Origin of the sequence: Saccharopolyspora terrae (assembly GCF_004348435.1) — a bacterium.
GTDB lineage: Bacteria > Actinomycetota > Actinomycetes > Mycobacteriales > Pseudonocardiaceae > Saccharopolyspora > Saccharopolyspora endophytica.
The window spans coordinates 1-12769 of the sequence record NZ_SMKS01000061.1 but is presented as its reverse complement, the minus strand read 5'-3'; the positions used below and the strand labels follow the sequence as shown (position 1 = coordinate 12769).

Below are 12769 nucleotides of genomic sequence, written 5' to 3'. Positions count from 1 at the left end.
AGCGGACTCGCGCACCGACCACGACCTCCGCGGGCGGCTCCGGCCGGGCTCCCGCGCTGACGCACCACGACACGGGAAGGGCACACCACCTTGCTCAACGAACTGCTCGCCGGCCTGTTCGCCGCGGTCGCCTACGGGGTGATCGGCGTGGCGATGATGGCCCTCGGCTACGTGCTCGTCGACCTCGCCACCCCCGGCAAGCTGCGCGACCTGATCTGGGTCAACCGCAACCCGAACGCCGCGCTGCTGCTGGTCTCCGGCCTGCTCGGCGTCGGGGTCATCCTCACCACCGCGATCATGGCCAGCGCGGACGACCTGCTGCTCGGCCTGGTCGGCACGGTCGCCTACGGCCTGCTCGGTCTGGTGCTGATGAGCCTGTCGTTCCTGCTCATCGATGCCATCACGCCCGGCAAGCTCGGTGACGAACTGGCCTCGCCGGACATGCACCCGGCCACCTGGGTGTCGGCTGCTGCGCACGTGGTGCTCGCGGTGCTCATGGCCGCAGCGATCTATTGACGACCACCGAAGCCGCTCCGGCGCAGGACGAGACCACCGAAGCACCGCGAGGCCGCACCGCGCGGTTCGCGGTGCTGGTGGCCGTGTTCGTCTGCGCCGCGTGCGGACTGGTCTACGAGCTCGCGCTGGTCGCGCTCGGCAGCTACCTGATCGGCGACACCATCGGGCAGGCGTCGATCGTGCTGTCGCTGATGGTGTTCGCGATGGGCATCGGCGCGCTGGCCGCGAAACCCCTGCAACCGTGGGCCGCCGCCGCCTTCGCCAGCATCGAGCTGCTGCTGGCGCTGCTCGGCGGGCTCAGCGTTCTCGCGCTGTACGCGGCGTTCGCGTGGCTGAGCCTGTACCTGCCCGCGCTGATCGCGACGGCGCTGGTGCTGGGACTGCTGATCGGCGCCGAGATCCCGCTGCTGATGGTGCTGCTGCAGCGCATCCGCAGGCAGGACGCGGGTTCTGCGGTGGCCGACCTGTTCGCCGCCGACTACGTCGGTGGGCTCGTGGGCGGCCTGGCGTTCCCGTTCCTGCTGCTGCCGCTGTTCGGGCAGGTGCAGGGCGCCCTGCTGGTCGGGATGCTCAACGCCGCCGCCGGTCTGGGACTGGTGCTCACGGTGTTCCGCCGCGAGCTGAGCAAGCGCGCCCGGCTGCTGCTGATCGGCGCGTCGACGCTGGTCGGCGGCCTGCTGCTGGGGGCGTACGCCTACGCCGACGACTTCGAGGTCACCGCGCGGCAGGCGCTCTACGCCCATCCCGTGGTGCACGCCGAGCGCTCGCCCTACCAGGACGTGGTGCTCACCGAGTCGGTGTCGTTGAGCGGGGCGAAGGACACCCGGATGTACCTCAACGGCGATCTCCAGTTCAGCTCGGTCGACGAGTACCGCTACCACGAGGCGCTGGTCCACCCGGCGATGAACGGCCCGCGCGGGCGGGTCCTGGTGCTCGGCGGCGGAGACGGCCTGGCGCTGCGGGAGGTCCTGCGCTACCCGGACGTCCGGGAGGTGACGCTGGTCGACCTCGACCCGGCGGTGCTGGAGCTGGCCCGCGCGGATCCGCGCGTGTCCTCGTTGAACCGCAACGCCTTCGACGACCCGCGGGTGCGCGCGGTGGCCGGCGACGCCTTCAGCTGGCTGCGGGAGAACCGCGAGCGCTACGACGTCGTCCTGGTCGACATGCCCGACGCGGACTCGACCGCGACGGCCAAGCTGTACTCGGCGGAGTTCTACGGCCTGGTCGCCCAGGCCATGTCCGACCACGCCCGGGCGGTCGTGCAGGCGGGCTCGCCGTACTTCGCGCCGAAGGCGTTCTGGTGCGTCGAGGCCACGCTGCGCTCGCTGGGCCTGCGCACCACGCCGTACGAGGTGTCGGTCCCCGCCTTCGGGGAGTGGGGGTTCCACCTGTTCACGCAGGGGGAGGAGCCGTCGGAACCCCGCCTGCCGCAGGACGTTCCGCCGCTGCGCTCCCTCGACGCCGAGACGCTGCGGGCCGCGCAGACCTTCCCGCCGGACCGCGCCCGGCTCCCGGATCTCACGCCCTCGACGCTGATGCACCCCACGATCCTCGACTACGCCCAGGGCGAGTGGGCCAACTACTGACCTGCGCAGGCCACCGGGTTCGCACGCGCAGTCGCCCCGCCGGGTGGGGATTTCAAATTTCGCGCGAAATTCGAGTCCGAACTTCGGCGTTCGAACTTCGCGCGAAATTCGACGAGGTCTGGGCAGGGGTTACGGCCCGAACCAGAACTCCTCGCCGGAGCGGGGCGGACCCGACGTCGATCCGGTGATCAGCTGCGTTTCGAGCTGGATGTGCCTGGGACGGCTCGGTTCGCTGGTCTCCAGCAGGAGGCGGCCCGCCGCGCGGCCCTTCTCCAGCCAGGGCTGGCGGACCGTGGTGAGCCCGGCGCGCTCGGCGTCCGGGATGCCGTCGAAACCGGTGATGGTCAGATCTTCCGGCACGCGCAGGCCGCGGTTCCCGGCCTCGCGCAGCGCGCCGAGCGCCAGGATGTCCGAGGTGCACACCAGCGCGGTGATCTCCGGGTCGATCTCCAGCGCCTGAGCGGCGGCGGAGGCGCCCGAGTCCAGCGTGTGGTCGAAGCGCTCCACGACGGGCACCGTCGTCCAGTCCACGCCGGCCTCGCTGAACTCCTCGGCGAGCGCGGTCAACCGGGCCTTCTGCACGTGGAAGCTGGCGTTGGCCTGCCGCTGCACGGTGGCCGGGCCGTCGTTGCGGCCGCGCGCCAGGCGCATGCACAGCACGCCGATGCGCCGGTGCCCGAGTCCGATCAGGTGGTCGGCAACGGCCTTGATGGCCTTGCGGTCGTCCGGTCCGACCCAGTCGAGGTTGTCCAGGCGCGGCTGGTCGCAGACCACCACGGGCACGGGGCGTTCCAGCACGGCGGCCAGGTGCGGGTCGTCCTCGGGAACGGAGTAGACGACGAAGCCGTCGACACCGGCGCGGTGCACCGCCGCGACGTCCTCGCGCTCCGGGCTGGCTGGTATGAGGGTGAGGCCCTGACCGGCGTCCTCGCAGGCCAACGCCAGCCCTTCCAGGAATCCGACGGCGCCGGGGTCGCGGAAGGCGTAGGAGAGGTTCTCGGTGAGCAGCAGGCCGACGGCACCCGCCTTGCGGGTGCGCAGCGAGCGTGCGACAGGGTCCGGTCCCGGGTAGCCGAGCCGCCGCGCCGTCTCCAGGACGCGCTTGCGCAGCTCAGGGGACAGCTGATCCGGACGGTTGTAGGCGTTCGACACCGTCGTCCGGGAAACCCCGAGTTCCGCAGCGAGCGACGCGAGGGTCGCAGGCCGCCGGGCATTCGTTGACCGCGCCATGGAGGAACCGTAACGGTTCAGATCCCGAGCGTGAAGCGAGCATGACCTACGTCCCACTGATGTTCGAATGATGAACACGGAGCGACGCCGGGTGATCACGCTCCGGAATTGGGGCAGTCGGTGGGGTGACGTTCGGTCAAAACGACGCTACTTTCTCGGGGACCGATTGTAGTGAAGGGTGTCACAAATGGCTGAGGTCGCGTACGTCAACGCCTCTCGCGTCTACCCCGGCAGCCCGCCGGTCAAGGCGGTTGACCAGCTGGAACTGGACGTCGCCGATGGCGAGTTCCTCGTTCTGGTGGGGCCCTCCGGTTCCGGAAAGTCCACGGCGCTGCGCATGCTGGCCGGGCTTGAGGACATCGACGAGGGTGGTATTTCCATCGGTGGCAACGATGTCACCAACACTCCGCCCAAGGCTCGGGACATCGCGATGGTGTTCCAGTCCTACGCGCTCTACCCGCACATGACGGTCGCCGAGAACATGGGCTTCGCGCTCAAGCTCCGCAAGACGCCCAAGGCGGTCATCAACGAGAAGGTGACCGAGGCGGCGCGGATGCTCGACCTCGAGAAGTACCTGGACCGCAAGCCCAAGGCGCTCTCCGGCGGTCAGCGCCAGCGGGTCGCGATGGGCCGAGCGATCGTCCGCGAGCCCAGCGTCTTCCTGATGGACGAGCCGCTGTCCAACCTGGACGCGAAGCTGCGCGTGGAGACCCGTGCCAACATCGCCGCGCTGCAGAAGCGGCTGGGGACCACGACCATCTACGTCACCCACGACCAGGTCGAGGCGATGACGATGGGCCACCGCGTGGCGGTGCTCAAGGACGGTCTGCTGCAGCAGGTGGCGACCCCGCGCGAGCTCTACGAGAACCCGGCCAACGCGTTCGTCGCGGGCTTCATCGGCTCCCCGGCGATGAACCTCAAGACGGTCCCGCTGACCAGCGAGGGTGCGGTGCTCGACGGCACCACGGTGCCGCTGTCCCGCGAGGCGCTGGCCGCTGCCGGCGACCTCGAGAAGGTCACCTTCGGCGTCCGCCCGGAGGCCCTGGAGCTGACCTCCAGCGAGGCCGACGGTCTGGACATGACCGTCGAGCTGGTCGAGGAGCTGGGCGCGGACGCGCTGATCCACGGCTCGATCTCGGTCGGCGGCTCCTCGGAGCGCTTCGTGGTCCGCGCCGACGGCCGCACGCCTCCGGCCCTGGGGCAGCGGGTCAAGGTCGCCCTCCGCGACGCCGGTGAGGTGCACCTGTTCCACCCCGAAACGGGCCACCGCCTGGCCGCCTGATCTCGGCTCGCGCGAGATCTGAGAGCAGTTTCGATCGCCGCCGTCTCCTGCGGGGCAGGTGATCGTGCGAACGCCTCCGCCTGGATTCCGGGCGGAGGCGTTCTTGCTGCATGTGGTCGATGTCGCGTTCGGAAATACGCCTGGTGCTGGAGCGTTTGGCTGAAGGGTGCTTAGACTGAAGTTGACAACGGTTTCCGTTACCGTTCGCATCTGGAGTCGCTCGACAGCGTCCTGACCTGATCACCCGGGAGTGCATCCATGACCGTCCGCAGCCGCCCTGCTGTGACCGCTTTAGCCGGACTGGCCGCCGGCGCCATCGCGCTGACCGGCTGCTCCTCCGGTGAGACCGCCGCTCCCGGACCCGACGACAAGATCAAGGTGGTCGCCTCGACCAGCGTGTGGGGCAGCGTCGCGCAGGCCGTCGGCGGCGACGCCGTGGAGGTCGAGTCGATCATCAACGACGCCTCGGCCGACCCGCACTCCTACGAGAGCAGCCCGCAGGACGCCGCGAAGATCAGCGACGCGAACCTGGTGGTGCTCAACGGCGGCGGCTACGACGAGTTCATGACCCAGGTGCTGGGCGACAACCCCAAGCCGACCGTGCAGGCGGTCGACTCGGAGCAGGAGAAGCCCGCGCCGCCGGAGGGCGAGCACGCGGGCGAACCGCACGCCGGCGAACCGCACGCCGGTGAGCCCCACGCGGGTGAGCCCCACGCGGGTGAGCCCCACGCGGGTGAGCACGCCGGTGAGCCGCACGCCGATGAGCACGCGGGTGAGCAGCCCGCGCCGCCGCAGGGCGAGCCCCACGCCGGCGAGCACGCCGGGCACGACCACTCCGTGAACGAGCACGTCTGGTACGACCTGCACGCCGTGCACGAGGTCGCCGACAAGGTCGCCGCCGAGCTCGGCAAGATGCAGCCCGCGAAGGCTCAGCAGTTCGAGGCCAACGCCGCGGCGTTCGAGCAGCAGGTCGCCGGGCTGGAGGGCCGCGTCGGCGAGATCGCCGCAGCCCACCAGGGCAAGCCGGTGATCGTCACCGAGCCGGTGGCGCACTACATGGTCGAGGCCGCCAAGCTCAACGACGTGACCCCGCCTTCGTTCGTCAACGCCATCGAGGCCGAGACCGACCCGTCGGCCGCCGCCGTCGCCGACATCCAGAACGCGATCAACGCCCGCCAGGCCGTTGCCGTGATCTACAACCCGCAGACCGAATCGCCGGTCACCCGCAACGTGCGCACCGCCGCCGACTCGCAGCGCATCCCGGTCGTCGAGATGACCGAGACCCTCCCGCAGGGCCAGAGCTACGTGCAGTGGATGGACGCGCAGATCACCGCCTTGCAAGGTGCGCTCAACCGATGACCTCAGAACAAGTCGCGGAAACCACCCCGGACCCGGTGGCGGCTGAGGCCGCCGCCGGGTCTCCGGCCGTCTCGCTGCGCGGCGCGACGCTGGCCTACGGCGAGCGGACCCTGTGGTCCGGCCTGGACCTGGACGTCGCGCCGGGTGAGTTCGTGGCAGTGCTCGGCCCGAACGGGTCCGGCAAGACCAGCCTGCTGCGCGTGCTGCTCGGCCTGCAGGAGCTCAACTCCGGGTCCGTCCACATCGGAGGGGAACCGGCCCGGCGGGGCAGCGACCGGATCGGCTACATCCCGCAGCAGCGCGCGCTGGAAGCCAACGTGACCGTGCGCGGCAGCGACCTCGTCGGACTCGGTCTCGACGGGCACCACTGGGGTCTGGGCATCGGCGGTCGCCGCGAGCGCAAGCGCCGGGTCGCCGACGCGCTGCGCGCGGTCGAGGCCACCGAGTACGCGAAGATGCCGGTCGGGCTGCTCTCCGGCGGTGAGCAGCAGCGGCTGCGGGTGGCGCAGGCGCTGGTCAGCGACCCGTCGGTGCTGCTGTGCGATGAACCGCTGCTGTCGCTGGACCTCTCGCACCAGCGCAAGGTCTCCCGGCTGATCGCCGAGCAGGCCCGCCGCACCAACGCGGGCGTGCTGTTCGTGACGCACGAGATCAACCCGGTGCTGCCGTTGGTGGACCGGGTGCTGTACCTGGTCGACGGCCGGTTCCGGATCGGCACTCCCGACGAGGTGATGAACTCCGAAACGCTCTCGGAGCTCTACCGCACCGACGTCGAGGTCGCGCGCGTCGGCGGGCGGCTGGTCGTGGCCGGTGCCGAGAACGACGATCACCACGTGGTAGGGGCGGAAGAAGCGTGAACGACGTCATGGAGTCGCTGAGCAAGGTGTTCGACTTCGACACCATGATCGACCTGCTCGGCTACCCGTTCGTGCAGCAGGCGCTGCTGGCCGCCGCCGCGCTCGGCCTGGTGTCGGGATGCCTGGCGCCGCTGGTGGTCGCCCGCAAGATGTCCTTCGCCGTGCACGGCACCGCCGAGCTGGCCTTCACCGGCGCGGCCGCCGCGCTGCTGGTCGGCGCGAGCGTCGGTGTCGGCGCGCTGGCGGGCGCGGTGGTGGCCGCGCTGCTGCTCGGTCTGCTGGGGCAGAAGCACAGCGAACGCGATTCGGTGATCGGCGCGATCCTGTCCTTCGGGCTCGGCGTGGGCGTGTTCCTGCTGTGGCTGAACCCGGAGCGCACGGCGAACAAGTTCAGCCTGCTGGTCGGGCAGATCGTCGGGGTCGACTCCTCCGACGTGCTGCTGCTCAGCGGCTCCGCGATCGTCGTGCTGCTGGTGCTGGCCTTCGTCTACCGGCCGCTGCTGTTCGCCAGCGTCGACCCGGACGTGGCGACCGCGCGCGGCGTGCCGACCCGCGTGCTGACCCCGCTGTTCGCGGTCCTGGTCGGCGTCGCGACGGCGCTGGGCGTCTACACCGTCGGTGCGCTGCTGGTCCTGGCCCTGATGGTCACGCCCGGCGCGGCCGCCGCGCGGGTGACCGCGAGCCCGGTGCGGGCGACGGTCCTGGCCGTGGTGTTCGCGGAGGTCGCGGTGCTCGGCGGCATCCTGCTCTCGCTGGCTCCCGGCGCTCCGGTGAGCGCCTTCGTCACGATCATCTCGTTCGTGATCTACCTCGTCTGCCGGGCGATCGGCACCCGCCGACTCGCCCGGGCATCCCGGGCCCCCGTCCCGGCCTGACTGGCGCGGCCGCCGGCGTTGACCGACGCTGGCGGCCGTGCCCAGGACGTACAACCTCGCCAGCACCGCCTTCGCGGTGGCGCTGTGCACCACCGGCTACTACCTGCTGCCGGTCGGCGAGCACGGCTTGGGCGGGACGGTCTGGGCGGTGGCCGCGTTCGCGGTCGGCCTGATCGTCATCGCGGTCCTCGTCTACTCCCAGGTCCGCGGGTACCGCTCGGGGCGCACGTCGATCTCCTGGGTGGTGGCGGCCTTCCACCTGGCGGTGCTGTTCTTCTCGGCGGTCTACTACGCCATGGCAGCGCACGTCCCGGGCGCGTTGCCGGGCTTGAGCACGAAGACCGACGCCTTGTACTTCTCCTTGACCATCACGGGCACGGTCGGCTTCGGCGACATCCACCCCGTGACCCAGGCGGCGAGGGCGCTGGTCGCGCTCCACATCGCGTTCAACATCGCCTACCTGGGCACCGCCGTCTCCGCGCTGCGGCCCGCACTCCCCACGTCCCCAGCCGAGTGAGCCCTGCCTCCTGACCCGAGACGCGAACTTCCAAGCTCCCCCGCGCTCGGGCGTGTTCTTGCAGTTCAAGGCCGGGTATGCGGGGTGGGAGTCGAATTTCGCGCGAAATTCGAGTCCAAACCTTCGGAGTCGAATTTCGCGCGAAATTCGACGTTGCGGCTCGGTCAGGCGAGGCCGAGGTAGCGGCGTTCGTTGAAGTGCTCGCCCGAGCAGGAGGCGCCGAGGTCGTGGCCGATGCGCTCGATGACGTCGGCCAGTTCGAGCCGGGCCAGCCACGGGCGGGGCAGGACGGCCGTGCCGTGGCGGGCGCCGAGGATGCTGCCGGTGACCGCCGCCGTGGAATCGCTGTGGCCGGAGTGGTTGACCGCCAGACGGATGGCGTCGCCGAACTGCTCGGGCTTGGGCAGGGCCAGCGCGCAGTAGACGCCGATGGCCAGCGCCTCCGGACCCACCCAGCCCTGGCCGAGGCGTTCGATGTGTCCGACGCTGGCGCCGAGCCGCGCCAGGGTCGCGGCTTCGGCGAGGGCGTTGGCGGTCTCGTAGTCCTCCCGCAGCACCCGGCCCGCGGCCTGGTCGACCGCCGCGGGCAGCCGTCGCTGCTGCACGGCGACCAGGTGCACGATCAGCGCCAGCGCGCCCGCCGAGGCCCAGCCGCCGACGCCGCCGTGCGTGAGGGCCGCGCACTGGCAGGCCAGCTGGTAGGCCATCTCGGGCGTGGGGGAGAAGCCGATCGGGGTGCTGCGGTCCAGGCCGCCGCATCCCTTGGAGGTGTTGCGCGGTCGGTCCGGCGTGCCCAGCTCGGGTTCTTCGAGCGCGCGCAGGCTGGTCAGCCCGGGTGCGCGGCTGACGTAGAGCTCGGGTTCGGCGAGCAGCCCGGTGGCGCCGGGGGCGGGCTTGTCCTCCTGCTGGGTCAGCAGCCAGCGGCGCAGCGCTGCCGCGATGGATTCGACCGGTCGCCACTGCCCGCCGCTGTTGCCGGTGGTCCAGGCGTGCAGGTAGCCCTCACCGGCGAACAGCGCCATCTGGGTGGCGTCGCCGAGCATCGCTTGGGGAGCGGGTTCGGTGAGCCCGTCCGGGCCGAACTCGGCGCGGATGTCCTCCAGCGGGGCGTACTCCACCAGGGTGCCGAGCGAGTCGCCGAGGGCGCCGCCGAGCAGGCAGCCCACCGCCCGATCGACCACTGTGGACGTCGTCGGCACGGGTGGTGCTCCTTCCGCGGCGTCCTGCACGCCACTCGTTCGGGTGATCGACGCCCTCAGACTTTACTTGCCCGCCTTTCCCGCTGGGAGAGGTTCCGGGACTCGCGCCCTGCGTGAACGCGCTCGAAAAATGGGAATCCGATCTTCCACCTGCCAATTCGGGCATACTCCATTGGTGTGAGCCTGGTGAATGCGTCGGCCTGGCGCGCAGGGCCGATCGCTACCGTGTGTCGGGCGCGGGGGACGGGCCGGAAGTCGAATTTGGGTGAGAATGACGCCGCACGGCAGCTTAGAGAGGACCGCAGGGTTCGAATTCCGCCTGCTCGGTCCGCTTGAGGTGCACCTGGACGGCGTCCCCCTCGAAACGGGGCGCATGCCGGTTCGGGCGCTGCTGGCCTGCCTGCTGCTGGAACCCAACCAGGTCGTGCCGATGGACCGGCTGATCGACACCCTGTGGGACGACGAACCGCCCGCCAGCGCGCGCACCATCATCCAGGGCTACGTCTCCCGGCTGCGCAAGTTCTTCGGCAAGGACGGCCCCGAGATCATCACCCGGGCTCCCGGGTACCTGCTGCGCGTCAACGGCGACCGGATCGACGCCCACCGCGCCCGCAACCTGATCAACCGCGCCCACGGTCTCGAACCCGCCGAGCGATCACGCCTGCTCACCGAGGCCCTGTCGCTGTGGAGCGGGCCCGTGCTCGCCGACATCGCGGGCAGCAGGCTCTACCGGATGGTGGCGCCCAACCTCGACGAGCTCCGGCTGCTGGCGCTGGAGGAGCGGGTCGCCGCTGACCTGGAGCTCGGCAGGCATCACCAGCTCATCGCCGAACTGTCCACTCTGGTCGACCAGCACCCGATGCGGGAACGGCTCACCGGTCAGCTGATGCTCGCCAACTACCGCGCAGGACACCGGGCCGAGGCGCAGGCCCGCTTCCACGAGCTGCGGCACCGGTTGTCCCACGAGCTCGGCATCGACCCAGGCCCCGAACTGCGCGAGCTCTACGAGAAGCTGCTGCGCGACGACCCCGCGCTGCGCAACCACCCCAGCCGCGTCGAACCCGGCCTGGGCATCCGCCGACCCGTGCCCGCCGAACTGCCGCCCGCTCCGGCGGGTTTCGTCGGCAGGCGGCTGGAAGTGTCGACGCTGGACGCGATGCGGGAGGCGAACGAGGAGAGCTCCAGCCTGATCGCGGTGCTCACCGGCACCGCGGGCGTCGGCAAGAGCGCGCTCGCGCTGACCTGGTCGCACCGGGTCGCCGAGGAGTTCCCCGACGGCCAGCTCTACGCCTCGCTGCGCGGCTTCGACTCCGAGCACGAACCCCTCACCCCCGGCGAGGCCCTGACCAGCATGCTCAAGGCGCTCGGCGTGGCCGCCGACGCGATCCCCGTCGAGCTCGACGACCGCACCGCGCTCTACCGGTCGCTGCTGGCCAAGCGGAAGGTGCTGGTGCTGCTGGACAACGCCCGCGACTCCGACCAGGTGCTGCCGCTGCTGCCGGGCAGCGCCGCCTCGGTGGTCGTGGTGACCAGCAGGCGGCGGCTCGACGGGCTCGTGGTGCGCTCGGGCGCCCGGGTGCTGCCGCTGGAGACCCTGTCGACCGAGACCGCCATCGAACTGCTCGACCGCGCGGGCGTGCCGGGCAAGTCCGCGGCCGAACCCGACGCCGCCGCCGAACTCGCCGAGCTCTGCGGCGGACTCCCGCTGGCGCTGCGCATCGCCGCCGCCCGGCTGGCCGCCAACCCCGCGCGCGGCGTCTCCGACCTGGTGCACGAGCTCCGCGACGAGCGAACCCGGTTGCAGGCGCTGGACATCGACGACGACGCCGACACCAGCGTGCGCCGCGCCTTCGACATCTCCTACCGCAGCCTGCCGCCGCTGCACGCCGAGACCTTCCGGATGCTGGGCCTGGTCCCCGGCCAGACCTTCACCGCCCACGCGGTGGCGGCGCTGTGCCGGACCGACCCGGCGGGCGCCCAGCGCCGACTGCGCGCGCTGGCGCTCGCGCACCTGGTCACCGAGCCGGAACCGGACCGGTTCGGCATGCACGACCTGCTGCGCGCCTACGCCCGCGAACTCCCCGCGAGCGAAGGCGACACCGAGGCGCTGCGCCGGCTGCTGCGCTACTACCTGTGCGCCGCCGACCACGCGCGCCGCTTCCTGCGCCCGGCCCGCGACGAGCTCGACTTCTCCGACGCCAGCGACCACCACCCCGACATCGGGTCCCGCTCGCAGGCCCTGGAGTGGTTCGACGCCGAGTGGCCGAACCTCGTCACCGCGGTCCGCGCCGCCAACGCCGTCGGGCTGCACGACCTCGCCTGGCCGCTGGCCCGCCTGCAGTTCAACTACCTGATGGTCCGCTGCCCGTGGGAGGACTGGATGCGCGTCTACTCCGACGGCGCCGATTCCGCCCGCGCCGTCGGCGATCCCGTCGGGAAGGTGCTCATGTCCGCCGGTCTCGGCGTGGCCTGCGCCCGATCCGGCAACCTCGACGAGGCCCTGGCGCACTACGAGGAGTCCTACCGGGTCGCCGTGCAGACAGGGGATTCCGAGCGGCTGGCGATGACGCAGGTCAACCTCTCCAGCGTGCTGTTCCGGCTGCGCCGCTACGAAGAGGCCAAGGTCCACTCCAAGGACGCGCTCAAGGTCTACCGCTCGCTCGGCGACCGCTACTTCGTGGCGGGCGCGCTGAACAACCTCGCGATGGTCGAGCAGGTCAACGGCGAGCTGGAAGCCGCGCTGCGGTACCTCCGAGAGGCCGAGGACCTCTACCGCGAGGCCGACGACCTGGAAACCCTCGCCATGGTGCTCAACAACTGCGGCGAGGTCAGCATCGAACTCGGCAGGCTCGACGACGGCGAGCGCTTCCACCACGAAGCCCTCGACGTCGCCCGCCAGTGCGGCTCGGCGGTGCGCCAGGGTTCGGCCAACCTCGGCCTCGGCGACGCCGCGAGGCTGCGCGGCGAGATCCCGGTCGCGCGCACCCGCTGGGAAACGGCCCTCGCGATCTTCGAGATGGAGGGAACTCCCAAGGTCAGAGAGGTCCGCCAGCGCCTCGACGAGATCGCTGGACGGGGCGTTTAGTCCGCGTTTAGCGGACGTGTAGTCCCGGCTGCGAACTTGATCGTGCGGATCAATCCGTGCTTGATCCGCACGAGGGCGGCTCTGGGGGAAGTCCTAGGGGGGATTGTCGCCCCGGTCGTCCCGGCCGTACGCGGTCGGGACGACCACGAGGGGGTTCAGGGCATCCGGGGCTCCCGGGTGTGGGGGTGTGCAGGCGCTCGGACGGTTCGGGGGAGCCGCCCGAGCGCCTGTTTTTCTTGTTCTTGGGTGGGGTGGTCCCTTTG

The 12769-nt window shown here is 71.0% G+C and carries 10 protein-coding genes; 8 read left to right on the top strand and 2 right to left on the bottom strand.

Annotation, left to right across the window (positions count from 1 at the left end):
- Positions 1–90: 90 nt before the first annotated feature.
- Both E1181_RS25125 and E1181_RS25120 read left to right on the top strand, forming a co-directional pair.
- On the top strand, positions 91–516 hold the full coding sequence (locus tag E1181_RS25125; RefSeq protein ID WP_132678427.1) for a DUF350 domain-containing protein: 426 nt from the start codon (positions 91–93) through the stop codon (positions 514–516).
- Complete coding sequence (locus E1181_RS25120; RefSeq protein WP_132678425.1) at positions 513–2102, top strand: polyamine aminopropyltransferase; 1590 nt, start codon at positions 513–515, stop codon at positions 2100–2102. Before E1181_RS25125 ends, E1181_RS25120 begins: the two co-directional genes overlap by 4 nt.
- A 129-nt stretch (positions 2103–2231) precedes the next feature.
- Here E1181_RS25120 and E1181_RS25115 read toward each other — a convergent pair whose 3' ends face one another.
- On the bottom strand, positions 2232–3332 hold the full coding sequence (locus tag E1181_RS25115) for a LacI family DNA-binding transcriptional regulator (RefSeq protein WP_132623323.1): 1101 nt from the start codon (positions 3330–3332) through the stop codon (positions 2232–2234).
- Between the two features lie 187 nt (positions 3333–3519).
- Here E1181_RS25115 and E1181_RS25110 point away from each other — a divergent pair, with 187 nt between their 5' ends.
- The 5 genes from E1181_RS25110 (at position 3520) to E1181_RS25090 (ending at position 8222) form a co-directional block, all read left to right on the top strand.
- The gene (locus E1181_RS25110) at positions 3520–4614 is read left to right on the top strand and encodes an ABC transporter ATP-binding protein (RefSeq protein ID WP_132678423.1); all 1095 of its coding nucleotides are present in this window, start codon (positions 3520–3522) and stop codon (positions 4612–4614) included.
- Between the two features lie 258 nt (positions 4615–4872).
- Positions 4873–5973: a metal ABC transporter solute-binding protein, Zn/Mn family gene (locus E1181_RS25105; RefSeq protein ID WP_132678421.1), complete on the top strand. Its 1101-nt coding sequence runs from the start codon at positions 4873–4875 to the stop codon at positions 5971–5973.
- Positions 5970–6830: a metal ABC transporter ATP-binding protein gene (locus tag E1181_RS25100; RefSeq protein WP_132678419.1), complete on the top strand. Its 861-nt coding sequence runs from the start codon at positions 5970–5972 to the stop codon at positions 6828–6830. The genes E1181_RS25105 and E1181_RS25100 overlap by 4 nt, the downstream gene beginning before the upstream one ends.
- A gap of 8 nt (positions 6831–6838) precedes the next feature.
- Positions 6839–7705 (top strand): metal ABC transporter permease, encoded by an 867-nt coding sequence (locus E1181_RS25095; RefSeq protein WP_207922307.1) that lies wholly within the window; start codon positions 6839–6841, stop codon positions 7703–7705.
- 37 nt (positions 7706–7742) lie between these two features.
- On the top strand, positions 7743–8222 hold the full coding sequence (locus tag E1181_RS25090) for a potassium channel family protein (RefSeq protein ID WP_132678416.1): 480 nt from the start codon (positions 7743–7745) through the stop codon (positions 8220–8222).
- Between the two features lie 164 nt (positions 8223–8386).
- Here the strand turns inward: E1181_RS25090 and E1181_RS25085 are convergent, their stop codons facing one another.
- On the bottom strand, positions 8387–9421 hold the full coding sequence (locus tag E1181_RS25085; RefSeq protein WP_132678415.1) for an ADP-ribosylglycohydrolase family protein: 1035 nt from the start codon (positions 9419–9421) through the stop codon (positions 8387–8389).
- 373 nt (positions 9422–9794) lie between these two features.
- On the opposite strand from E1181_RS25085, the gene E1181_RS25080 reads away from it, so the two are divergent.
- Complete coding sequence (locus E1181_RS25080) at positions 9795–12506, top strand: AfsR/SARP family transcriptional regulator (RefSeq protein ID WP_235877028.1); 2712 nt, start codon at positions 9795–9797, stop codon at positions 12504–12506.
- Positions 12507–12769 lie beyond the last annotated feature (263 nt).

Coding starts and splice junctions, on each gene's coding strand:
- E1181_RS25110 (WP_132678423.1), top strand. CDS start 3,520: ATGGCTGAGGTCGCGTACGTCAACGCCTCTCGCGTCTACCCCGGCAGC.
- E1181_RS25095 (WP_207922307.1), top strand. CDS start 6,839: ATGGAGTCGCTGAGCAAGGTGTTCGACTTCGACACCATGATCGACCTG.
- E1181_RS25080 (WP_235877028.1), top strand. CDS start 9,795: ATGCCGGTTCGGGCGCTGCTGGCCTGCCTGCTGCTGGAACCCAACCAG.
- E1181_RS25115 (WP_132623323.1), bottom strand. CDS start 3,332: ATGGCGCGGTCAACGAATGCCCGGCGGCCTGCGACCCTCGCGTCGCTC.
- E1181_RS25100 (WP_132678419.1), top strand. CDS start 5,970: ATGACCTCAGAACAAGTCGCGGAAACCACCCCGGACCCGGTGGCGGCT.
- E1181_RS25105 (WP_132678421.1), top strand. CDS start 4,873: ATGACCGTCCGCAGCCGCCCTGCTGTGACCGCTTTAGCCGGACTGGCC.